Origin of the sequence: Fundidesulfovibrio soli (assembly GCF_022808695.1) — a bacterium.
GTDB classification, from domain to species: Bacteria; Desulfobacterota; Desulfovibrionia; order Desulfovibrionales; family Desulfovibrionaceae; genus Fundidesulfovibrio; species Fundidesulfovibrio soli.
In genome coordinates this window covers 660,530-682,699 of sequence record NZ_JAKZKW010000001.1, presented here as the reverse complement: position 1 = coordinate 682,699, position 22,170 = coordinate 660,530, and the positions used below count along the sequence as shown (strand labels likewise).

Annotated in this window: 16 protein-coding genes; 7 read left to right on the top strand and 9 right to left on the bottom strand. The window is 64.2% G+C overall.

The window, feature by feature from the left end; all coding sequences use genetic code 11:
- Positions 1 to 45: 45 nt before the first annotated feature.
- The 4 genes from MLE18_RS03110 to MLE18_RS03095 all read right to left on the bottom strand — a co-directional run bounded on the left by MLE18_RS03110 (position 46) and on the right by MLE18_RS03095 (position 6,350).
- Complete coding sequence (locus tag MLE18_RS03110) at positions 46 to 1,557, bottom strand: GumC family protein (RefSeq protein WP_243367294.1); 1,512 nt, start codon at positions 1,555 to 1,557, stop codon at positions 46 to 48.
- A gap of 15 nt (positions 1,558 to 1,572) precedes the next feature.
- Entirely contained in the window at positions 1,573 to 2,652 is a 1,080-nt protein-coding gene (locus tag MLE18_RS03105) for a polysaccharide biosynthesis/export family protein (RefSeq protein WP_243367292.1), read from the bottom strand.
- Between the two features lie 64 nt (positions 2,653 to 2,716).
- Positions 2,717 to 4,147, bottom strand: coding sequence for a sugar transferase (locus MLE18_RS03100; RefSeq protein ID WP_243367290.1), 1,431 nt, complete (start codon positions 4,145 to 4,147; stop codon positions 2,717 to 2,719).
- Positions 4,148 to 4,859: 712 nt separating this feature from the next.
- Positions 4,860 to 6,350, bottom strand: a complete 1,491-nt coding sequence (locus MLE18_RS03095; RefSeq protein WP_243367288.1) for an HD domain-containing phosphohydrolase — start codon at positions 6,348 to 6,350, stop codon at positions 4,860 to 4,862.
- A 240-nt stretch (positions 6,351 to 6,590) separates the two neighbouring features.
- Here MLE18_RS03095 and MLE18_RS03090 point away from each other — a divergent pair, with 240 nt between their 5' ends.
- On the top strand, positions 6,591 to 9,227 hold the full coding sequence (locus MLE18_RS03090) for an HDOD domain-containing protein (protein WP_243367286.1): 2,637 nt from the start codon (positions 6,591 to 6,593) through the stop codon (positions 9,225 to 9,227).
- Positions 9,224 to 10,549 (top strand): MinD/ParA family protein, encoded by a 1,326-nt coding sequence (locus MLE18_RS03085; protein WP_243367284.1) that lies wholly within the window; start codon positions 9,224 to 9,226, stop codon positions 10,547 to 10,549. Before MLE18_RS03090 ends, MLE18_RS03085 begins: the two co-directional genes overlap by 4 nt.
- A gap of 1 nt (position 10,550) precedes the next feature.
- Here the strand turns inward: MLE18_RS03085 and MLE18_RS03080 are convergent, their stop codons facing one another.
- Positions 10,551 to 11,219 carry a cyclase family protein gene (locus MLE18_RS03080; protein WP_243367282.1) on the bottom strand — a complete coding sequence of 223 codons (669 nt, stop codon included), beginning with the start codon at positions 11,217 to 11,219 and terminating at the stop codon, positions 10,551 to 10,553.
- Positions 11,220 to 11,380: 161 nt separating this feature from the next.
- Between MLE18_RS03080 and MLE18_RS03075 the strand changes: the two genes are divergently transcribed.
- Complete coding sequence (locus MLE18_RS03075; protein ID WP_243367280.1) at positions 11,381 to 13,354, top strand: glycosyltransferase family 4 protein; 1,974 nt, start codon at positions 11,381 to 11,383, stop codon at positions 13,352 to 13,354.
- A 260-nt stretch (positions 13,355 to 13,614) separates the two neighbouring features.
- A complete protein-coding gene (locus MLE18_RS03070) occupies positions 13,615 to 14,121 on the top strand; it encodes a hypothetical protein (protein WP_243367278.1) in 507 nt (168 codons plus the stop codon).
- Between the two features lie 15 nt (positions 14,122 to 14,136).
- Here MLE18_RS03070 and MLE18_RS03065 read toward each other — a convergent pair whose 3' ends face one another.
- From MLE18_RS03065 to MLE18_RS03050, 4 genes are all read right to left on the bottom strand, one after another.
- The gene (locus MLE18_RS03065; protein ID WP_243367276.1) at positions 14,137 to 14,883 is read right to left on the bottom strand and encodes a GNAT family N-acetyltransferase; all 747 of its coding nucleotides are present in this window, start codon (positions 14,881 to 14,883) and stop codon (positions 14,137 to 14,139) included.
- The gene (locus MLE18_RS03060; protein ID WP_243367274.1) at positions 14,880 to 15,476 is read right to left on the bottom strand and encodes a class I SAM-dependent methyltransferase; all 597 of its coding nucleotides are present in this window, start codon (positions 15,474 to 15,476) and stop codon (positions 14,880 to 14,882) included. The genes MLE18_RS03065 and MLE18_RS03060 overlap by 4 nt, the downstream gene beginning before the upstream one ends.
- The gene (locus MLE18_RS03055) at positions 15,463 to 16,392 is read right to left on the bottom strand and encodes a formyltransferase family protein (RefSeq protein WP_243367272.1); all 930 of its coding nucleotides are present in this window, start codon (positions 16,390 to 16,392) and stop codon (positions 15,463 to 15,465) included. Before MLE18_RS03055 ends, MLE18_RS03060 begins: the two co-directional genes overlap by 14 nt.
- Before the next feature lie 196 nt (positions 16,393 to 16,588).
- Positions 16,589 to 16,897 (bottom strand): hypothetical protein, encoded by a 309-nt coding sequence (locus MLE18_RS03050; protein WP_243367270.1) that lies wholly within the window; start codon positions 16,895 to 16,897, stop codon positions 16,589 to 16,591.
- A 610-nt stretch (positions 16,898 to 17,507) separates the two neighbouring features.
- Here MLE18_RS03050 and MLE18_RS03045 point away from each other — a divergent pair.
- The 3 genes from MLE18_RS03045 to MLE18_RS03035 are packed head-to-tail and all read left to right on the top strand — an operon-like array spanning position 17,508 to position 22,159.
- On the top strand, positions 17,508 to 19,694 hold the full coding sequence (locus tag MLE18_RS03045; protein ID WP_243367268.1) for a peptidase domain-containing ABC transporter: 2,187 nt from the start codon (positions 17,508 to 17,510) through the stop codon (positions 19,692 to 19,694).
- Between the two features lie 4 nt (positions 19,695 to 19,698).
- A complete protein-coding gene (locus MLE18_RS03040) occupies positions 19,699 to 21,057 on the top strand; it encodes an HlyD family type I secretion periplasmic adaptor subunit (protein ID WP_243367266.1) in 1,359 nt (452 codons plus the stop codon).
- A gap of 22 nt (positions 21,058 to 21,079) precedes the next feature.
- Positions 21,080 to 22,159: a hypothetical protein gene (locus MLE18_RS03035; RefSeq protein WP_243367264.1), complete on the top strand. Its 1,080-nt coding sequence runs from the start codon at positions 21,080 to 21,082 to the stop codon at positions 22,157 to 22,159.
- The last annotated feature ends 11 nt before the right edge of the window (positions 22,160 to 22,170 follow it).

Sequence of the window (22,170 nt, the reverse complement as noted above, 5' to 3'; positions counted from 1 at the left end):
TTGCTTGCGAGTGTCTGGTGTCGCCTGGCGGCGCGGCCCAAGCCCCTAGGTGGAGGATTTCGTGCCGAAGAGGTGCATGTTGCGCAGCACGCTGTCGGCGTCCTCGGGCGTCATCACGGTGTCCTGCGGGACGAACACCACGGGCGCGCCTTGCAGGAGCACGCGCAGGTCGTCCACATTGTTGACCGTTCCCGAGAGCTGTTCCGCTCCCAGGGCGTAAGCCACACCCAGTATCAAGCCCAGCACGGCCCCGAGCAGCAGGTTGAGCAGCCGCTTGGGCGAAACGGGCCGCAGGGGCTCGCTGGCGGGCTGCACCAGCGTGACGGAGCCGATGCGCTCCTTGTCCATGACGGAGTTGATGCGCGATGTCTCGCTCTTGTCGGAGTAGGTGTAGAAGGTCTTGGTGAGCAGCTGGACCTGATCCTCGTACTCCTTCATCTCGATGCCCTTGGCGTCGAGGATCTGGGCGGTCCGGCTCACGTTGGCCAACTGCTCCTTCAGGGAATTGAGGTTGCGTTCCAGGGTGTTGGCCTTGCTTTTGAGGATGCCCAGGGCCTCGCGGTAGAGGCTGCCGCGCAGGCTGGCCATCTCGCCGTCGATGGCGGCCACGCTCGGGTGGCCGCCGCCGAGGCTCTGGATCATCTGGGAGTGGCGCACCTTGAGCAGCACCAGGTTCTTGAGCAGCTCGACCACGGACTGATCCTCCCGGAGTTCGACGGGAAGGACGTTCTCCACGTTGGCCAGCGGGGTCTTCTCCATCTCCTTGAACTTGCCGGTGGCCGCGCTCAGGTCCAGTTCGGCGGTGATGATGTCGTTGCTGATCCTGGAGAGAGCCTGGACCGTCTTGTCCTTCTGGATGCCCAGGTCATAGATGTTCCATTCCTTACGGAAGTCGATGAGCTTCTGCTGGGCTTGTTGCAGCTCCTGCTGCACCCCCGTCCTCTGTGCCGTGAAGAAGCTGAAGGAGCCGGGGTTCTCCATGGCGAGGGAGCTGGCCTGGAGGTATTCGGCCATGTAGGCGTCCAGGAAGAGGCGGGCCAGCCTGGGGTCGGGGTCGGTGAAGGTGACGCGGATGACCTCGGATTCCTTGACCCTGCGCACCTCGATGCGCTTCTGGAAGTCGAGCACCTGCCGCTGCTCCGCCGAGAGGGTGGGTATGAGCTGGAGGGTTTCCAGTACGAAGCGCCCGGCCCCCACGATCAGCTTGGGAACGGAACGGATGCTCTCGACGATCCAGCCGATCATGGTTTCGGGCTTGGGCCGGTTGAGCAGGTCGGGCGGGAGCGCTGCGAGCGCCTTCTCGACCATGTCGCGGCTCTCCAGAATCTGGATCTGGGTGTTCACCTGGTCCGCGCGGGTGAAGTAGACGTTGAGGGGCTGGGTCATCACCGTGGGGGGCAGGGATGCCTCGCGTCCCACCTTGACGAGCACTTTGCCCTCGCTTTCGTACTGCGGCGTGGCGATGTAATTGCCTATGATGGCCACAAGCAGGCTCAGCACGAAGATGTTTCGGATCTCCGTGCGGCGCTTGAAGAGGGCCTCCAGAAGTGTGCGCATCTGCTGACCTCCTGATTAGAACGGAGTGAAACTGGTGCCACGTGTTGATGTGGATCCCAGCGAGGCGGGGCCCCACAGGTAGCTGAACCCGACGTTGGCGCTGGCGCTCGTCGGGAAGGGCATCATGTTCCTGACGTAGAACAGGATGAAGTCGTTGAGCTTCTGAATCGTGGACGGGGGCACATAGATGACGTCGTACCGCTTGAGTTGCACGTCTTCCATGATGTTGCCCTTCTTGAGCACCGAGGCCACGTCGACCAGACGCCCGGAGGGCTGGCCGGATGCGTCAGAGCGGATGAGCACCACGGAGTCGAGCCCCGCTCCGGGTTTGTAGCCGCCGGCCATGGTGATGGCCTGGGTCACGGTGGTCGGGGTGTTGATGTTGTGCATGCCGGAGAGGTTCACTTCGCCCAGCACATAGACCATGTTGGAGCGTATCTGGCGCAGCTCGGCGGAGACATCCGCCGAAGACAGGACCCTGCGGTAGGCGTCGCGCGCCTCCTGCTGGATCTGGCCCACGCTCTTGTTCACCGCGAACAGGGGCTCGATCAGGGGCAGGCGGATGTAGCCGTCCATGCCCACCGGAGCCTCCTTTGTCTGGCCGGTCGTGCTGTTGGTGAAGGTGTTCTGCATCTCCTTGAGCTGGGTGTTCACGCTGACCACGCTGACCGTGATCTCGGGATTCTGGAAGATCCTCTTGCGCTTGTACCCCTCCACCAACTTCGCGGAGAATGCCGACGGTGAGATGTCCGCCGCCCTGAGCTCATCAAGGTAGGGGACGCTGACCATGCCGTCCGGGCGGATGACGATGTTGCGGTTGAGGTATTCGAGCCTGTGGTACTCGACGAGGAGCGTGTCGCCGCGCTGCAGCAGATAGGGGTCGTCCTTCTGCTGGATGCGGCTCAGGAAGGTGAAGCCGACGATGTCGCCCGGGCCGAGCTCGTACGTGCTGGCGTTCACCTCCTCTGGCTGCGCGGGAGCCGTTGGAAGTTTCTTGAGGTCCATCGAGGGGCGGGGACCTCCGTTGCTGCAGGAACACGCCATAAAGAGCACCAACAGCAGGAGCGAAAGGATTTTGATGGTTTTGGTGTTCATTTTGCTTCCTTGAATGTTGTGCATACGCAGTGCGACTGTTTACACCAACATCAGTGGCCAGATTTCAGATCCCTCCCCCTCGGAATATCTCCGGGATGGTGAGGAGCATGATCTTGAAATCTTCAAGAAGGTTCCAGTTGTCGATGTACTCCATGTCCAAACGCATCCATTCATTGAAAGGCAATTTGTTGCGGCCGCGAATCTGCCAGTAGCACGTCAGTCCGGGGCGCATGGAAAAACGCCTCCGCTGCCAATCCTCGGAGAAGCCCTGGTAGTCGGTGAGGGCCATCGCGCGCGGGCCGACGATGCTCATGTCGCCTTGCAGGACATTGAAGAACTGAGGCAACTCGTCGATGCTGTACTTGCGAAGGAACCTGCCAAAACGCGTTATTCTGGGGTCACACTTGATCTTGAAAACAGGCCCATCCATTTCGTTGAGGTGGTCGACGTCCGTCTTCATTCTTTCCGCGCCGACACACATGGTGCGCAACTTGTAGACATTAAATATGCGCTTGTTGTACCCAACGCGCTTTTGCTTGAATATGATCGGTCCTCTGTCAGTTATTTTGATTATCAGCGCGGATATTGCCATTATTGGCAATGTAACAATTATGCCGATGATAGCCATTATGACGTCAATGACGCGCTTTGTGCGAATTCTCCAGTCCTCAGTGGGGGCAGTGTGCAGGACAATGGAGTGTACTGAGCCGACACGCGAAGCCTCAAGCTTGCTTTTGCGAGGTTCGAAAATGTTGCTCAAATAGTGGACGGCGATACCTTGGCATTCCGCTTTTTCGATGATTGTGGATATGCTGTCGTAGTATGATCGGATGGGCAAGTGGATGAAGATGAAGTCGATCACGTTGTTGCGGATCACATCTTCGAACTTGTCCAAGGTGCTCAGCAGGCGCGCCTCCCCGTCGCTGTGGTTCTCGTCGTCAACGAATCCAAGGTTGTAGAAACCGAGTATCTGGTTCTCTTCAAAAAACCTGGCCATTTCCACAGCATGCCTATTGGAGCCAACCATGAGGACGATGCGTCTGTTCTTCTTGCTGGAATTGAACTTTTTGATTGTAAGGTACGATGTGTTGATCAGAAATGAATGAAAGGCTGTGCCGACGACCAGATATGAAACGACGGCCAGGGGGGAGAATATCTGGTGAGAAACAATACTGTCGATGATGAACAGAACAAGGGAGGTGGCGATAGTTGCAATTATGAAGCACCTGACGAGCTCGTCAATGGTAGGGATGCAGACCAATTGGTCGTTATTGAACGAATTGTTGAAAATGATGTAATTGATAATCAAGGCAATGCTACAGTAGCACATGCTTTGGATCAATGTGCGGATTTCAACATATCCGCTGTTTCCGACGACGGCGTTGTATGCGTCTGAATTGAAAATGATGAGGACAGTGAAAAGAGAGAAGAACACCGATACCGCGTGGCACAGCTTTGCATTGCGTAGGTAAGAATTACATCTTTGCTCAAACATCGTGTAAACCTACCGCTTGATATTGTCACGCAAATCAACGTTGTTGCCGCGTCGCATGGAACTGGCTATGGGCGTTGTGAGAAACCTCCTGATTTCATATCTTTGGTATTTATATGCGGTAAGAAGACAGGTCAACGTCTCTGTTTCGATGTCTGTTGTTACTGCATTAAATTTATTGATAAAATATGAAAGTTGCGTGTTTTTCGTATGCAAATATTCTCCAAATCCCCATAAGCCTGATAGACATTAAGAATCAATACGCAGTGGATATATACACACATTCCGCAGCAAAGAGTCAATGTATTTTGATTTGTTCTGATTTAGTTTGGGCGCTGCTTTTGCAAATACATGTTTTATTGAGATTAATTAAAAATATGCAGTGATATCCATGCGAGATAAATCAAGTGGGGTGCGTTTCGTTTGATGCCCCAAAATATGGAGGATACCTGCGTGATCTGGAAAACATCACGCAAACTCCGTTGACTGTAAGCTGGGAACAGCTTGTGACCGTTCGTCATCACGTTTGGCCGTGCTGTTGGAAAGGCCTTCAGGCTGGTTTGCAGTCGATACGGCTTCGGGAATATGTTGGAATAATGATAAGCGATGAGCGAGGCCCGCCCTCAGGATGGGGGGCAATCGTTTGAGCCGAAGCTGCGCAGGGAGGATGAGGGTCAGGCTGGTGAAAGCCTGTGCATACGCGTCGAGAGGCGCCCTAGGGTGCGCCGAGTCCGCCGGCGTCGAGCAGCTTGAGCCAAGCCTGCACGAGCCCCGGGTCCCACTGGCGCCCGGCGCCGTTGGCCAGGATGGCTCGCGCGGCGTCCACGCTGCGGGCCCGGTGGTAGGCCCGGTCCGTGGTCATGGCCTCGAAGCCGTCGGCGACGCTGATCAGCCTAGCCAGGAAAGGGATGTCCTCCCCCTTCAGGCCGTCGGGATAGCCTGTGCCGTCAAAGCGCTCGTGGTGGTGGTACACCACGGGCAGCACGTCGGTGAGGCTCGCCACCTTGCCCAGGATGTTGCGGGCGATGGCTGGATGCTGGCGCATCACGGGCAGCTCGTGCGGTTCGAGTATGGCGGGCTTGTTGAGGATGCTGTCAGGCACCCCGATCTTGCCCACGTCGTGGAGCATGCCCGCTGTACGCACCAGGTCCACCTCCCGTTGCTCCAGGCCGATGAATTTCCCCAGTCTGGCCGCATAGCGGCTGACCCGCTCGGAGTGGCCCCTGGTGTAGGTGTCCTTGGCCTCCACGGCGTGCACCAGGGAGAACACGATCTCGTCGTTGACCGATTTCAGGCGCGTGCAGGCCCAGTGGCTCTCGAAGCAGAGCGAGGCGTGGGCCGCGAACAGCGTGAGCAGGTGCAGGTCCGAAAGGGAGTAGGGGCTCGAGCCTTCGGCGCGCAGGGCCACCACCGCGCCCGGGGTACCCTCCGGGCCGCTAACGCTCACACCGATGGCAGAGGCGGGGACGGCGCCTTCCGACACCCTCTGGCCGAAAGCTTGGCGCAGCAGTTGCTCCTCGAGCAGCAGGGGGCGGCCCCTGTTGGCCAGCGAACCCGCGAGCGATTCGAACCAGGCCCGCACCTCGGGGTGGTCCCGGAAGTGGGGGCCAATGAGAACGTGCCTGCCGCCATGCACGCCGTTACCGTTGCCGTTGCCGTTGCCGTTGGGCGAGCCTCCATAAAAGAAGGCGATGCCGTCCGGCATGAAGCTGGAGCGGACCTGGAGCAGGAATTCCTTGATGAGGGACTTGGAGTCCTTCTGGATGGAGAGGGCGTTGTTGAGGTCCAGCATGCGCGAGAGGTCGCTGACGGCCTTCTGCTGCTGGCGCATGGAGCGCTCGTCCAGGGCCTTGATAACGGCGGAGCGAAGGCTCTCCACGCGGAAGGGCTTGAGCAGGTAGTTCACCGCGCCCAGGCGAACGCACTCCACCGCGTTGTCGATGGTGCCGAAGCCGGTGAGCACGATGACGTCGGTGCCGGGCGAGATGCGCGAGACCGACTTGATGAGGTCCATGCCGCCCGCGCCTGGCATCCGCAGGTCGCTGATGACGAGGTCGTAGCTTTCCTGCGCGATGAGGGTGGCCGCCTGAAGGCCGTCTCCGGCGGTGGAGATCTTCCCGGCCAGGTCAGAAAGGGCCTCGGCGCAGACCTCGAGTAGTTCGGGCTCGTCGTCCACCAGCAGGATGGATGTTCCGGCCGTGCTCATATTCCGATCTCTCCCGGAGGGTGAGGGTGCACTGCAGCCATATGGAATGATCCGTACAATAATGGAACTTCATTTGTCCAGTATATCGCGGATTTCCAGAAACAAAGTTCTGGGAGGTGCGTCGGACGGTTTTCTTTTTTTTCGTGTTGTTCTAATGGATGCGGACAAAGTTGTCCCCTCCGCAACCCATACCCTGCGGTGACCATGCGCCAGGAACATACACAGATTGCCGCTGAAAGAATGCGAACCCTGATCGACCGCATCGACACGCTGCCCTCGGCCCCCGCCTCGGCTCAACGCATCCTGGCCCTTGTCACCCAGCCCGCGCCGGACATGGCTGAGCTCATCGAGGCCATGGAGATGGACCCAGCCGTATCCTTGCGCGTGCTGCGCCATGCGCACTCGGCGGAGTTCAACCGCTTCGAGAAGGTGGACGACATCCGCCAGGCGGTCATGTTCCTGGGTACGGACGTGGTGTGCAACCTGGCGCTGTGCGTGTGCGTGCGCGAAGGCCTGCTCAAGAGCTTCGAGTCGGGCGATCCGGCCGTCAGCGAGATCTGGCGTCACAGCCTGGCCTGCGCCTGCGCCGCAAAGCTCATCGCGGAGCGCTTCCGCCCGGGCCTTGCGGGCAGGGCCTTCGCGGCCGGGCTCCTGCACGATTGCGGCAAGCTCGCCCTGCTCTCGGCCGGGGGGGATGCCTACGCCGCGCTGCTCAGCGACGAATTCCTGATCGGTAACCAGCTCCTCAAGCAGGAGCAGGAGTCCTTCGGCGCGGACCACTGCCTGGCGGGCAAATGGCTTCTGGAACGCTGGAGGCTTCCGGCGGAGCTTGTCGACGCCGCCTGGATGCACCATCAGCCCGCCAGCGCCTTGTTGGGCCTGGGCGAATCCGCCCAGACCAGCATGGTGGCCGCCCTGTCAGACCGGCTGGCGCATGAGTCCCTGGGCACGGTGCACCCCGGAACCGACCCCAGGAGCATGGAGCTCGCCTCCGGGCTCGGGCTGGATACCCCCGCCGTCCTCGCGGCCGTTCGGGAGGGCGTGGGCAGGATGTTCGCCCAGCGGGCCGCCCTGTTCGACCTCAAGGAGGACGCCGCGGCCTTTTACTGCAACGCCCTCGGGCGCGCCAACAGACGCCTGGGCGACGCCAACCTGAACCTCTCGGGCAAGAGCCGCGGGCTGGAAAGAGACGTGCAGGCGCTGCGCAACGTGGCCCTGGCTGGGGTCGCCATCGCCAAGGCGGACATCCCGCAGGACGTTCTCGCCGCCCTGGCGGCCTGTATGCGCGACCGCTTCGGGGCCATGGACGGCTTCGCCGGCCTGTGCGACCCGACGCTCACCGCCTGCGCGGGCCAGGCCTGGGGCGGGGAGGGGGGCGCCAGGCCCCTGGCTGTCCGCCTTACGCCCAGCCTCGAACCCGTGGCCGAGGATGCGGCCTTGCTCCACCCCGCCGTCGCCGCCAACCTTTCGGGGCTTCGCACCCGGGCCAGCGCCTTGCACGGCCCGGAGGGCCCGCCCATACACTTCCTGGACGGCGTGGCCATGGTCAGCCTGGTGGCGGGCGGGGATGTCGTCGGGGAGCTGCTGTATCTCCCCTCTGAAGGCTCCATCGGGGAGGAAGAGCGCGCCGCAGTGAGCCTGCTGGCCCAACTGGCGGCCCAGGCCTTCCGCAGGCTGGAGCTGGTGGCACGGTGCGAGGCGCGCTCGGAGCGGCTGAGCGAGGTCATGCTCTCCATGCAGGACCTCAACGAGAAGCTCCTCAAGACCCAGCGCCTCGCGGCCGTGGGCCAGCTCGCCGCCGGGGCCGCCCACGAGATCAACAATCCCCTGGCCATCATCTCGGCCCGCGCCCAGCTCATGGCCATGCGCGCAACGGACGAGGCCACCAAGAAGGGCCTGCGCCAGATGGTGGACCAGATCGACCGCATAAGCGCCATCCTGGGCAGCCTCATGGACTTCGCGCGCCCGGCCTCGCCGCGCATGGAGTCCATGAACCCGCGCGAGGTCATGGACAGGGTCCTCGGGCTCACCGAGGGCGGCCTGGCCAGCCAGGGCGTGACCATCCGGCGGGACTACAAGCCAGGCATTCCCGACATCAAGGCCGACCCCCGCCAGATGGAGCAGGTGCTTTTGAACCTCGTGCTGAACGCCCAGCACGCCATGGAGAGCACAGTGGAGGGCGCGGCCCCGGGCGGAACGCTCACCGCGGGCATATCCTTCTCCCCCGTGAGCGACTCCGTGACCTTCAGCGTCGCCGATACCGGCATGGGCATCCTCCCCGAGAACAAGGACAAGATCTTCGACCCCTTCTTCACCACCAAGGGCGAGGGCAAGGGCACTGGGCTGGGGCTCTCCACTGCCTACGGCATCGTCCAGGCGCACAAGGGCCGCATCGACGTGGAGAGCGCCCCCGGGCACGGCTCGGTGTTCAACGTGGTGCTTCCGAGGGATTTCGTGGCCCAGACCCCCGCGCAGGACATCCCCGCCGAGGGGCGCACCCCCCGGCAGGCCGTGCTCGTGGTGGACGACGAGCGCCACATCCGCGACATCCTGCGCGAGGCCCTGGAGTCCAAGGGCTACGCCGTGGAGGTCGCCGAAGACGGGGAGAAGGCCCTGCACCTGTTGCGCGAAAACCGCTACAGGCTGATGATCCTCGACATCAGGATGCCAAGCCGCGACGGCCTTTCGCTCCTGCGCGAGGCTGGCAGCTTCGCGCAGTCCGGGATGCCCGTGCTGGTGCTCACCGGGCTGGCCAGCGAGGAGGAGATTCTGGAGGCGCGCAGCCTGGGCGTGGTGGCGTGCCTGCGCAAGCCCTTCCAGGTGGACGCCCTGCTGGCCGAGGTGGGCAAGCTCCTGGACGGCGGGCCCAGGCCGTGAGCCGCGTGCTGGCCGTGGCCAGCGGCAAGGGCGGCACCGGCAAGACAAGTGTTTCGGTGAACCTCTGCGTGGGCCTGGCCAGGCTCGGCCGCAGGGTCTGCCTGCTGGACGCGGACCTGGGCCTCTCCAATGTGGACGTGCTCCTGGGCATCACGCCGGAACTCACCCTTGAGCACGTGCTCTTCGAGGGCGTGCCCATGGAGCAGGCCCTGATCCGGGCGGCTCCAGGCCTGGACGTGGTCCCCGGTGGCTCGGGCGTGTCCCGCCTGGCCGACCTCTCCAGGGAGTTGCGCTCGGTCATGGCCGCCCAGTTCTCCAAGCTTTCGGGCTACGACTATCTGGTGGTGGACAACTCCCCCGGCATCTCCAGCCAGGTGCTCTCCCTGTGCCTGGCCTGTCCGGAGCTGCTGGTGGTGGTCAACCCGGACCCGTCCTCCATCACCGACGCCTACGCCCTGGTGAAGGTGCTGGCCGAGAACGGCATGCGCCGCAGCCCCTGCCTGCTGGTGAACAAAGCAGCGTCCGCCGCATCCGCCCAGGAGATTTTCAACCGGGTGCGCGGGGCCATGGTCAAGTATCTCAAACTCGACGCCCGCTACCTGGGCTACGTCCCCAACGACCCGCACGTCTCCGCGGCGGCCGCCAGGCAGCGCCCCCTGCTGGAGATTTTCCCCGCCTCGGACGCGGGCCGCTCCCTGCTCGCCCTGGCCAGGAGCCTGGACCAGGCCCCCCTGGCCGCCGGGCTAGGCGAGTCCGACCCGGCCCGCGTGATGGAGGGGGCGCTGGTGCGCATGCGCGAGCGGCTGCCTGTGAGCCCCAGGCTCACGGCTTCGCAGGCCACGCGCCAGGCCCTGGACGCGGCCATCACCCTGGCGAATCTGCTGGAGAACCCCGGGCGCACCGACGGCGTGGCCGTGGCGGCCCGACTGAAGGCACTGCTGCTCAAGGCCCGCTCGGGCATGGAGCCGGGAGAGGACGCCCATGCGGGGCGGGGCGGCCCTCCGCAGAGCGTGCGCGTGAACGTGATCAGCCCCGACGCCTCCATCGGGGACATCCTCGCGGAGAGCCTGGACGCGGCTGGGCTGGGCGTGAACCCGGCGGGCGGGAGCGCCGACGCCGCGGTGCTCTATTGGCCGGGCGGCCGGGACATTCCGCAGGCCATGCTGGCCGAGCTGGGGGAACTTCAATACGTGCTCGTGCGCAGCCTGGGCTCCAAGGAGATGCCCCGCCTGCGCCGCGAACCGTCAGCCGTCATGGACCTGCCCTTCAACCTGGAGGACCTGGCCGGGGCCGTGCGCCGCTGCGCCATGCGCCCCACCTGATTCAACCTCCAGCGCGCCGCCGCCCGATTGGGCGGACCAGCGCCCGCGCCGGTGCGCCCTCGGCCCCTGCCAGCCTGAGGGGCAGGCAGACGAGTTCCACTGAGCCCGGCTCCACGTTTGAAAGATCCAACCCCTCCAGAATCCAGACCCCGGCGCTCAGCAGGATGCGGTGCACTTCCTCGCCGGACTCGTCCTGCCCGCCCACGGAGAGCCCGTCCACACCCAGCAGCCTCGGCCCGCGCTCCGCAAGATAGGCGGCCGCACAGGGAGTCAGGCGCACGCAGTCCTCAAGGAAACCGGCGGAATCCCAGACGCGGGCGGAATTGGCCGTCTTCAGCAGGATGCGCTCCCCACGCCTGATCCGGTGCGGGGCAAGCTCCCCGGCGGTGACGGCTCCCGGATCGAGGATGGCGATCACCCGGGCCCTGCCGATGCCGGTGTCCGGGGGCAGGGCGTCCATGTTCGCGCCGCCCGCGACGAAGTGGGCGGGTGCGTCCATGTGCGTGCCCGCGTGGGCGCACATCTCGACGCGGGTCAGGGTGCAGGGGTCGCCGCGCTCCAGGTCCAGCAGGCGTTCGGTCAGGGTTGGCGGGTCGCCCGGCCAGACGGGCATGCCGGTGCGGACGGGCACGGAGACGTCTATCCAGGGGGACCGCGTGGGTCGGGGCATGGCGATTCTCCCTCGGGCGATGCTCGAAAGGCCGCAGGCTACAGGAGGGACGCCCCGGCGGGCAACGCCTTTCGACCGCCGCCGGGCGCGGTTGACGGGGCAGGGCAAACAGGTACAATCTTTCAATGTTGGAACATTCCGCCCGGCAATCCCAACCGTCCATGCGCGCCCCTTTCCTGATCAGGGAGCTGCGCTTCGCGTGGCTGCTGCGGGAGGACGTCCGCATGGGCGCGCCCATCGACGACCCCGAAGCCCAGAAGGACTTCCAGGCCTGGTGGCTGCTGCACGCCCCGTGCGACTTCCCGGCGGCCGCGGCCCGGGTCCGTCCCGAAGACCTGCCCCACGTGGGAGACATCATCCGGCCCGCGCCTCCGGGCGAGGCCTTCGAGTTCACGCGGCTGATGGAGGTCACCTGGCGGCAGCGCACGGACGCCCGCGCCCAGCATCCGCCGGATACTCCCGCCGGGACAGCCGGTTTCATCCGCTGGTTCTTCGTCCACGGCGTGCCAGAGCACGACCTGTTCAGGCACCTCCCGGCCCAGCACGTGCGCAGGCTCAACGCCAGGGCCTGGGCCGAGGCGGCGCCCGGACAGGCGGCGGGGCAGGCAGTGGGGGAGGCCCCCGTCAGCCTGCTCCAGCTCTACACCTGGCAGATGGACCCGGCCCTGCAGGCCGAGTTCCCCCTGCACACCCCGTCCGGCAGGGCGCGTTTCCTGGGCTGGTATTACTGCGAAGGGGTCAGGACCCTGAAGCACGGGGGCTATCTGGAGCTTGATCCCCCGGCGTGGCTGGCCGGGCAGCATCCCGCCATCCCAGGCCTCAGCCGCCTTGCCGTGCTGGCCTGGCTCTGGGCCTGCCCCGGATGCGGGATGGAGGCTCTTTCGGACCCCCGCCAGATCGATGCGGCCGCCCGCTGGTTCCGCGAGGAGGCCGTGGAGCGCTACCGGCTGGGCCAGTTGCTGGCGGGCGGGCGGTCCCCACAGGCTTCGCCCGTGCCGGCGGCCGGCCGCGCTCCGTCCGGGCCCCTGCCGTCCGGGGTGAACATCGTGGGCTTCGCCAAGGGCGAACTGGGCATCGGGGAGGATTCCCGCATGGCCGCCGCCTCGCTGGAGCGCGCCGGTGTGCCCTTCGCGGTGGTCAACGTGCGCACGGGGCCCAACACCAGGCAGGAGGACTGCGCCCTGGACGCCCACCTCCGGGAGGAGGCCCCCTACGGGGTGAACCTGTTCTGCCTTACGGGGCTGGATACGGCCAGGGTCTGGCTGGAGAAAGGGGCGGACCTATTTTCCGGACGCCTGAACATCGGCTACTGGCCCTGGGAGTTGCCCGAATGGCCCGCGGTCTGGAGCGAGGCCTACGAACTCGTTGACGAGATCTGGGTCTCCAGCCGCTACACGCAGCAAGCCTTCCAGAAAAGCTCGCCCGTGCCGGTGGTGCTGATGCCCATGGCCGTCACCGTGGACAGGCTGCGGCGCCTGCCGCGCAGCGCGTTCGGTCTGCCGGAGGGTGCGTTCCTGTTCCTCTACGTGTTCGATTTCAACTCCTACCTGGCGCGCAAGAATCCCTGGGCCGCCCTGAGGGCTTTCCGCAAGGCCTTCCCGGCCGGAAGCGAGCCTGTGCGGCTGGTGCTCAAGGTGATGAACACCAGCCCGGACGACCCCCGGTGGCTGGCGTTCTGCGCAGAGGCCTCGCAGGACGCCCGCATTCTGCACATCGGCGGCACCATGGACCGGGGCGACGTGTTGGGGCTCTTCGCCGCCTGCGACGCCTATGTCTCCCCGCACCGATCAGAAGGCTTCGGGCGCACCCTGGCCGAGGCCATGCTGCTGGGCAAACCCGTGGTGGCCACAGGATATTCGGGCAATGAGGACTTCCTGACCGCCGAGACGGGCTATCCCGTGGGCGGAAGGCTGGTGCCCGTGGGAAGGGGGGAGTATCCCTTCGGGGAAGGCCTGTATTGGGCCGAACCGGACATTGACCAGCTCGCCGCCAACATGCGAGACATGGTCGAAAATCCGGCCCGGGCGTCCCGCCTGGCGGAGAACGGGCGCAGGCTCATGGAATTGCGCCACAACCCGGCCGCGGTTGGCGCGGCCTACAGGGCGCGCCTGGAATACTTGCTGGCGCGGCGCTGATGGGAGCGAAGGAGGGGCACATGAGAGGGGAGAGCATGCCGGGAGCCGGTGGCGTTGCCGCACAGTGGGCGGTCTGGCCCGAAACAGAGCGGGCTCGCGAGGCCCAGGCCGCAGCCCCCCATGCGAAGGCCCCTCATGTTCTGGAGCCGCCCCTGGCGGAACAGCCTGCCCAGGGGCCGTTGGCGCCTGAAATTCAAGTCCCGGAAGTCCCGCCTCTTGCGCAAGCGGTTCAGGCGTTTCCTGCCGTTGAAGGCCCCCGCATGGAGCTGGCCGAACTCAAGGTGCGCGCCGATTCCCTGGCCCGCGAGAACGAACTGCTGCGGCAAAGGCTGGCCCTGGCGGATCGTCAGGTGGAAGTCAAGGATATGCAGATCAACGATTTCAAGGCCATAACCGAGAACCTCACCCGCCAGAACCAGGTGCTGCTCATGCTGGCCCAGGGCGTGCCCATGGAGCGGATCCTCAAAGGGGGCCAGGATATCGATGTGCGCCCGCAGGAGCATTCCCGGCCGCAGACGCCCCGGGAGACTCCACGGCCCAGTCCTCCAAAGGCGTCCAGGCAGGCGAAACCAGGCCGCGAGTCCAATGCCCCGGCCAAGGCGGACAGGAGCCGCCTGGCCTCGATCCTGCGCGGAATGGTCAAGAAGGGGATGAGCCACCGGCTGATCGCCGAGGCCCTCAACGGGGAGGGGGCGCCCACCTTGTCAGGCACGGGCATGTGGGACAGGCGCAAGGTCGGCAAGGCCGTGGCCTTGCTGCTGTCCTGAAGATTTTACGGCCTCTCAACCGCCGGCTGGAGCAGTCCAGGCCAGGTCAGCCACATCCCTGGGACCGTCAGCGCTTTCCAGAGCGTGCTGGCGCACCGCCTCGACCCTGAAACCCCGCCTCTCGAAGAACCCCACCACGCCGCCGTCCGGCAACGCCACCGAGGTGCGCAGCGTGAGCCCTCCACGGCTGCGCGCCCAGGCGAGCATCTGCTCGGCGAGGCGCGAGCCCGCGCCGTGCCCGCGCCAGGGAGGACGCACATCCAGCAGAAACCGGCAGCAGCCCCCCGGGGAGCCGTCTTCAGGTCCCAGGCAGAGGGCGTAACCCACGGTACTGCCGCAAGCCTGGGCCAGGAAAACGGCCAGCGGCGCGCCGGGCCCGTCCTGCAGGCCGGCTGCATCGGGGCAGGCTGCCAGCAGGGCCTGCCCGTCGGCCGGGTAAACGGAAATGTCCGGCCTGCCGAGCACCACACTCGTCGGGGCTCCCGGAAAACGGTATGTCTCATGGCCGAGCACGCCCAGCAACAGGGCGTGCTCCCGGCCGTCCATCACCACCGGGGGCAGGGCGATGCTGAAGCCGCACAGCTCGCCGCAGCCCAGCGCCTCGGCGACGTCCGGGCGGGGGAGGTCGGCACGGGCGCTCAGCCACAAAGTGTCGTCCAGTACGCAGCAGACCGTCAAGGGGCCTTCGCCAGCGGGGGCGGCCACCCAGCCCGAAACAACGGGCCCGACTGCATCTATATGACCGGGGAATGTCCCGCTCATGCCAGCCACCAGGGGATGTCATGGGGCGCGGCGCAGTGGTCCGCGCAGGCCAGGGCGGTGAGGGCGAAGCGCTCCGTCCTGCGCAGCACGAAGGTGGCCGCGAAGCCTGCACGGGCCAGAGCCGTGGTCAGGCAGGCCGCGCTGAACCCGGTCCGGTGGCGCATGTGGGTGTTGCCTTCCGCGATGGCTGGGGTGAAGCCGTAGAGAACGTCGATGATCCGCACGGGACCCGCCGGAGAAACATAGAGGACGCGGTGCAGATCGCCGAGGGCGGCCTGCTGTGCGACGGCCTGGATGTCGGGGACAGTCACGAGGGCGAACCCGCCGGGAGCGAGCACGCGCCTGATTTCGCTCAGCGCGGCATGCACTTCGTGTTCGGCCAGGTGCTCCAGGTTGTGGGCGGAGTAGACCGCCTGGAAGGACGCGTCAGCCACCGGGGCCATATCCGTGATGGAGCAGGCGATGTCCGGTCCGTGGGCCGGATCGAGATCCAGGCGCACCTCCGTCCATGACCCGCGATGGAAAGGCTCCGGCAGCGGTGCGGACCCGGCGGGTCCGCACCCCACATGCAGGAAGCGGCTACTCTTCGTCATCCTGCGGCAGTTTCTTGAACACGATCAGTTTGGGGCTGCCCAGCAGGCGGCGTCCGGCGGCCGAAACGTCCACCCGATGGGGCAGGTTGTCGCGCAGTTCCTTGGGCGGGGTCCAGGCGAACCCTGAATAGCCGTCGCCGTGGCCCGCGTCGTGGACGTCCTGGCGGTACATGTTCGCCCTGGTCACGAAGTCGCGGGCGTCGTCCACGCGGACGGAAATCTCCAGCCTGCGCTCGGGGTGGGCCATGTTCCAGGCCCAGCCGCGCACCTGGCCGTCGTCGGAGGCGTCCAGATAGCCCTTCACGCCGGATTCGGTGAGCATGATGAACTTGTGGCCGTGCAACGTGATGGAGAACTCGGCGATGTCGGGCGGGCCGAAGCTGAAGATCCGGCGGATGAACTCTTCCTGGGTGATATCCGGATCGAGGCTGACCATCTTGTTGAAATCGGCGCTGGTCCTTTTGGTGCCGCCCCAGCAGAGGCTCTCGTTCGGCTCCAGCGGCGCAGGGTCAGCCAGTTTGGGAGCCAGCTTGGAGAACAGCGCCTGGGCCGCGCGCGAGCCGAGCTGCGCGTATATGAGCCGGTGCGCTCCCTGGGGAACGGGAAGGATTTCGGTGTCGATGATCGGGCCGTCATCGACTTTGATGGACATGACGTGCGCCGTGGCGCCGAAATGGGTGGCCCGCTCGTAGCTGGCCCAGGCTTCGGGAGCGGTGCCAGGGTAGTCGGGGGAGCCGGGGTGGATGTTGTAGGCCCCAAGGTCGAACTGGGTGAGGGCGTCGGCGGGCACGATGACGTTGCTCATGAAAGAGATGAGCCGGACGTTATCCTTGAATTTGTTCAGACAGACCCGCAGGGTTGCCAGATCGGGGGCGTGCTGGATTGTGGCGTTGGCCCCCCGGGCCTGAAGGGACATGGCAAGGCTTTGGATGTCTTCGTTACTGCACAATAGTACAATCGTAAACGGTTTGGACGCACTCATGATGCCACCTTCGTGAAACTTTCAGGGCTAGGAAAAAATGCAGGCCGTCGATGAAACGGCCTGCATGTTGGGCTGGTGTCACCCCCCGGCATTGCCGGGGGGGTGGCCAGAATCTTTGATCTACTTGGACCTAGCGGATGGTGGTGCCGCCGACGCCGATCAGGGGGCCGAACAGCATGATGTCGACCAAGGCGTAGAACTGGGAGAACGCCTGGAACAGCTGCAGGTTGGAGCCGGTCAGGCCGCCGGGAGCGGTGCCGCCCAGAGCGGCGTAGAGGCCGTAGGTCTGGCCGACGTAGAGTTGGCCGACCGGGCCGAGCTGGTTCAGGGTCACGGCGCCCGAGGGGATCAACCCAGCGGACAGAGCCACCAGCTGCGGGTTGCCGGCAAAGGACTGAACGAATGAAGTCTGGCTGAGGCCGCCACTAATCGTAGCCATGAATTATTCCTCCGTTTGATGTGGTTGCGCGCAGTATTTTAGCTGAAGGCCTTATCGCATCGGTTCAAGTTGGGCTGGCTCCTCGCGAGTGGTCACTTGAGAATGAACCGTCGGCATGGAGCCAGGAAAAAAAACTTCGCACTGAAATATTATGGCAAATGAAGGGCGTCAAGCGTTTTGTCCATATTGTCCACCATAATGGAACCTCGCCAGGGTGCGGGTAACGGAAAACTCCGGCCGCGCATCGCCTTGTCGGACAGGCCCGAGCCGTCGCAAGCCCGGAAGTCCACGCCCATCTAAATCGAACATAACCAACTCTCGCGACTGCTGGCAACCTTTTTTTAAGTATTCACGTTCGAAATTGGGGTGTACTGTCAGGCGGGATTTTCCGAAAGAAGTTGGCTTGTCCGCGGGCCTGCATGTCATGAGGTCCGGCGACGATGACGGAGGGGGAGCATGGGAACCTTTCATGATAAATCTTGGCGGGTTGACAATTCGTGGCTGGGGAAGGTATCTGGCGATAAGCTTAAAGACATTTCTGTGCGCGCTTTAGCGGGTCACCGGCTGCCAGCCCTCCTCGCTCGCGTTAGATAGCAAGGAACATTTCTCCATGACACAGTTTCAGCTGAATAGCGGCCTGATCTGTTATGTACTTGTGGCAAGGCACTTTCACGAAGACATCACTCCTGAAAGCATCGTTCATAAATACTCCATCGTTGAGAACGACATCGACCCTGCTCTGCTGGTGCGCATCGCCCGCGAGGGAGGGTTCAAATGCAAGACGGCCTCCCTTGATTGGAGCAAGCTCTTCCGTGTCGGAGACGCGTTTCCGATTATCGCCCGTTTCAATGACGGCCGCTACGTCATCCTTTCCGGCGTCCGGGGCGAGCCCCAAAGCGGCGATGTCGCTCTGATCGACCCCTCTTCCGGCAATTATCAGTTCCAGTTCTATACGCGCGAACAGCTCGAGGCAGTCTGGTCCGGCCAGGCGGTGATGATCAAAAAGTCGTTCGCCGTGACTGACGAGAAGCAGCCCTTCGGCCTGGGTTGGTTCGTGCCAGAGATGTTCAAGCAGAAGCAGATCTTCCGTGACATCGCCCTGGCCACCATGACGGTGAACGTCCTGTCGCTGGGCTTCCCTATCTATATGCAACTCGTGCTGGACAGGGTGCTGCAGCACCAGAGCGTCTCGACGCTCACGGTGCTCTCCATAGGACTGCTGGGCATTTTCATTCTCGACGCCCTGCTCTCCTACCTGAAGCGCTACATGCTGCTCTTCGCCACCAACAAGATCGACCTTAACCTTGCCCGTGTCATCTACGGGCATGTGCTGCGCCTGCCCATCGACTTCTTCGACAACACCCCCGCGGGCATACTGCTCAAGCACATCGGCGAAAAAGACAAGATCCGTCAGTTCATGACAGGGCGCCTGTTCATGACCATTCTGGATGCCACCATCCTGATCGTGCTCATTCCGCTGCTCTTCTTTTACAGCACGAAGTTGACATGTATCGTGCTGGGCATGTCGGTGGTGGTGGCGATCATCACCGGTTTAGCCATGGGCTCCTTCCGCAAGCGGTTGCGTTACCACTATGAAGCGGAGGCACGCCGCAACTCGCATCTGGTCGAATCGATCCGGGGCATCCACACGGTTAAATCCCTTGCTCTGGAGCCCCACCAGTACCGCGCCTGGGAGAATTTGAGCTCCAGGTCCGTCACCACTGCCTTCCATGTGGAAAAGCTCTCCGCCATCGTGGGCACAAGCTCCACCTTCATCCAGAGCCTCACCTCGCTGCTGGTGGTCTGGGTGGGCGCGAGCCTTGCCTTCGACAATGAACTCACCACAGGGGCGATCGTGGCTTTCCAGCTTCTCTCCGGCAAAGTCACGCAGCCGTTGGTGTCCATCGTCTCCATCCTCCACGAATACCAGGAGATCGGCCTCTCGGTCACCATGCTGGGCGAGATCATGAACCGCCCCGAGGAGAGGCCCCTCTCCGCGCGGGGCCTGGTGGGGCCCATCTCCGGCTCCATCGGCATCGAGCGCGTGACCTTCCGCTACGCTCCCGGCTCCCCCCCGGCCCTCATGGACCTTTCGCTCAACTTCCCGGCAGGCTCCATCATCGGCATCGTGGGCCGCTCGGGCTCCGGCAAGTCCACCCTGACAAGGCTCATTCAGGGGCTCTACCCACTGCAGGAAGGCCGGGTGACCGTCGACGGTCTGGACCTTCGCGACATCGACTTGGCCCACCTGCGCCGCTCCATCGGCGTGGTGCTGCAGGAGAACTTTCTGTTTTACGGCACAGTGCGAGACAACATCAGCGCAACCAAACCTTCGGCCACCTTCGAGGAGGTGGTCATGGCCGCGCGCCTGGCCGGTGCGGACGAGTTCATCCAGCGCCTGCCCCAGGGCTACGACAGCCCCATCGTCGAGGGAGGCGCTAACCTCTCTGGCGGGCAGCGCCAGCGCCTGGCCATTGCCCGCGCGCTGATCATGGAACCGCCGATCCTCATCCTGGACGAGGCCACCAGCGCCCTGGACGCCGAATCGGAATCCATCATCCAGGCCAACCTGGCGGGCATCGCCAAGGGGCGCACGCTCATCATCGTCAGCCACAGGCTGTCCATGCTGGCTTCGGCGCACTCCATCGTCGTTCTGGACAGGGGCCTGCTGGTGGGCAACGCGCCGCACCACGACCTGCTGCGCACCTGCCCCATCTACGCCGACCTCTGGCACAAGCAGAACCGCCACATGGAACCTGGCGCGCTGACCGGCGGCGGCTGGCAGGCACAAGGATAAACCGATGTTTTTGCCCAAGAAAAAAGACGATCCGTCCCTGCCCTCCATCCACCCGGACATGGTGGAGTTCCAGCCGGACGCGTCCGAGATAGCCAACACGCCCCTGCCCAGGACCGCCCGGCTGACGCTCTACATCATCATGCTCCTGCTGGCGTTCCTGCTGTCATGGTCCATCGTGTCGGAGGTGGACATCCAGGTCACCGGGTCGGGGCGCATAGTCTCCTCCGGGAAGGACATCGTGATTTCGCCGCTTTCCGACACGGTGATCCGCTCCATCGACGTCAAGGTGGGCCAAGTGGTGGCCGAGGGGCAGACCCTGGTGCGCCTGGACAACACCTTCACCTCGGCCACCGACACCCAGAACCGCTTCCGCCTCATGCGCAACAAAGCGGACATCGCCCGCCTGGAGTGCGAGCTCAACGGCAAGCCCTACGTGCCGCCGCCGGGCACCACCCAGGAGGAGACCTCCGAACAGCTCAAGATACTCGCCGGCCGCCGCGACGAGTTCAGCGCCAAGATGAAGGCCATCCAGAGCAAGACCGCCGAGACAGAGAGTGACATCGCCTCCCTGGAGAAGATGGTCTCCATCACCAAGAAGCAGGTGGACGTGGGCCAGGAAGTGATGAACATGCGCAGCGAGGTCTATCGCCAGGGCGTGGATTCCCGCCTGTCCTACCTGGACGCCCAGAATCAGCTCGCCAACATCACGGCCCAGCATGAGAAGGCCAAGGGGGAACTGTCCGCCAAACGCCTTATGCTCCAGCAGCTCAAGGCCGAAAAGGACGCCTACGTCAGCAACTGGCGCAACGAGGTCAGCAACAAGCTGGCGATGGCCAGGCAGGATCTGAGCACCCTCACCGAGGAGGTCTCCAAGTCTTCCCGCATGAGCGAGCTCTCCACGCTCACCGCTCCGGTGACCGCCGTGGTGCTCGACGTGGTGAAATACCCCAGCGAGAGCGTGGTCAAGGCAGGCGAACCCGTGATGTCGCTGGTTCCGCTCAATGTGCCGCTGGAGGTCGAGGCCCTCATTCTGCCCAAGGATATCGGCTTCCTGCGGGTGGGCGACCCCTGCAACATCAAGCTTGAGGCTTTCCCCTACCATCGTCATGGGCTGCTCAAGGGTAAGGTGCGCGTTGTCGGCGAGGACCAGATCTCCAAGGATACCCCCTCCGGCAGGGTGGGTGTCTACCCGGCGCGCGTGGAGATTACCGACATGAGCGATATCAGGAACGTGCCGGAGGATTTCAGGCTGGTTCCGGGCATGAGCCTGGAGGTCGGCATCAAGGTGGGTTCGCGCAGGGTCATCACCTATCTGATGTACCCAATCATGCGCGCTTTGGATGATTCCATCAGGGAACGCTAATTTCAGGCTTCAAGGAGCAGATATGGTCACCAGCAATATGTTTTTCGCCAACAAGGGGACGGCCGCGAGCCGGGGTACGGAGTCGGTCGCCACTCCTGAACTGACCCTAGTACCTCTGGAGCCTGGCCGGCATGTGATCGCCTTCACCGGAATCGACGTCCCCCAGAAAGACCTAGCCGGCCTGAGTATCCCCTGCCTGCAGCTCAGCATTCTCCCCGTCCCGGGCTCCGGCTCGGTGGCGTTCGAATCCGGCGAAGTGGCCTGGCTGACCTCCCCCGGGCAGGAAGTGGCAGTCACTGTTGGCGAGCGCGGCGCCATTGTGCAGTTTTTGACCCTGCGCCCAGGGGACTATCCCTCCACGGGGATGCATCTTGAAGTCCGCAGGCATCAGGCGGCCGCGCAGGGCGCTTCCTTCGGGCAGCCCCAAGCTCCTCAGGCTCCGATGTTCGGGCAGCAGCCCCAGGCGGCCCCCTTCGGCCAGCCTCAGGCCGCTCCTCAGGCTCCCCAGGCTCCCCAGGCTCCGATGTTCGGACAGCAGCCCCAGGCGGCCCCCTTCGGCCAGCCTCAGGCCGCTCCTCAGGCTCCCCAGACTCCGATGTTCGGACAGCAGCCCCAGGCGGCCCCCTTCGGTCAGCCCCAGGCGGCCCAAGCGCCGATGTTCGGGCAGCAGCCCCAGTCCGCTCCGGGTATCAAGCTTCAAGTGGCCTGCCACATCCAGAATGTCGGCGATCAGGTCGTCGAGGACGGCCAGCCCGCGGGTCTGCCCGGCTCCAGGCTGCGTCTCGAGGCCGTGGCCATGCTTGCCGAAAGCCTGGAACCCGACGCTCTGGAATACGCCGCCATCTCCCACGACGGACGTCTGACCCCCTGGGCTAGCGCGCCCCAGTTCTGCGGCACGCGGGGCATGGGCATGCCCCTGCTCGGTTTCGTGGCCCGGCTCAAGGGCCAGGCCGAAGCCAGGTACGACATCTGCTATTCCGGCACGTTCATGCAGGCCGGTCAGGTGGCGGAAGTGCGCAACGGCGAGTTCCTGCAGTCCGTCCAGCCGGGCGACATGCTCGAATCCCTGCGCGTGCGCATCGTCCCCAAGGGCGCTTTCTAGGCCCCGCGCGG

What these genes read in the sequence shown, in the direction of transcription:
- MLE18_RS03110 (WP_243367294.1), bottom strand. Translation starts at nt 1,557, where the DNA reads ATGCGCACACTTCTGGAGGCCCTCTTCAAGCGCCGCACGGAGATCCGA.
- MLE18_RS03105 (WP_243367292.1), bottom strand. Translation starts at nt 2,652, where the DNA reads ATGAACACCAAAACCATCAAAATCCTTTCGCTCCTGCTGTTGGTGCTC.
- MLE18_RS03100 (WP_243367290.1), bottom strand. Translation starts at nt 4,147, where the DNA reads ATGTTTGAGCAAAGATGTAATTCTTACCTACGCAATGCAAAGCTGTGC.
- MLE18_RS03095 (WP_243367288.1), bottom strand. Translation starts at nt 6,350, where the DNA reads ATGAGCACGGCCGGAACATCCATCCTGCTGGTGGACGACGAGCCCGAA.
- MLE18_RS03090 (WP_243367286.1), top strand. Translation starts at nt 6,591, where the DNA reads ATGCGAACCCTGATCGACCGCATCGACACGCTGCCCTCGGCCCCCGCC.
- MLE18_RS03080 (WP_243367282.1), bottom strand. Translation starts at nt 11,219, where the DNA reads ATGCCCCGACCCACGCGGTCCCCCTGGATAGACGTCTCCGTGCCCGTC.
- MLE18_RS03075 (WP_243367280.1), top strand. Translation starts at nt 11,381, where the DNA reads ATGCGCGCCCCTTTCCTGATCAGGGAGCTGCGCTTCGCGTGGCTGCTG.
- MLE18_RS03070 (WP_243367278.1), top strand. Translation starts at nt 13,615, where the DNA reads ATGGAGCTGGCCGAACTCAAGGTGCGCGCCGATTCCCTGGCCCGCGAG.
- MLE18_RS03065 (WP_243367276.1), bottom strand. Translation starts at nt 14,883, where the DNA reads ATGAGCGGGACATTCCCCGGTCATATAGATGCAGTCGGGCCCGTTGTT.
- MLE18_RS03060 (WP_243367274.1), bottom strand. Translation starts at nt 15,476, where the DNA reads ATGACGAAGAGTAGCCGCTTCCTGCATGTGGGGTGCGGACCCGCCGGG.
- MLE18_RS03055 (WP_243367272.1), bottom strand. Translation starts at nt 16,392, where the DNA reads ATGTCCCTTCAGGCCCGGGGGGCCAACGCCACAATCCAGCACGCCCCC.
- MLE18_RS03050 (WP_243367270.1), bottom strand. Translation starts at nt 16,897, where the DNA reads ATGGCTACGATTAGTGGCGGCCTCAGCCAGACTTCATTCGTTCAGTCC.
- MLE18_RS03045 (WP_243367268.1), top strand. Translation starts at nt 17,508, where the DNA reads ATGACACAGTTTCAGCTGAATAGCGGCCTGATCTGTTATGTACTTGTG.
- MLE18_RS03040 (WP_243367266.1), top strand. Translation starts at nt 19,699, where the DNA reads ATGTTTTTGCCCAAGAAAAAAGACGATCCGTCCCTGCCCTCCATCCAC.
- MLE18_RS03035 (WP_243367264.1), top strand. Translation starts at nt 21,080, where the DNA reads ATGGTCACCAGCAATATGTTTTTCGCCAACAAGGGGACGGCCGCGAGC.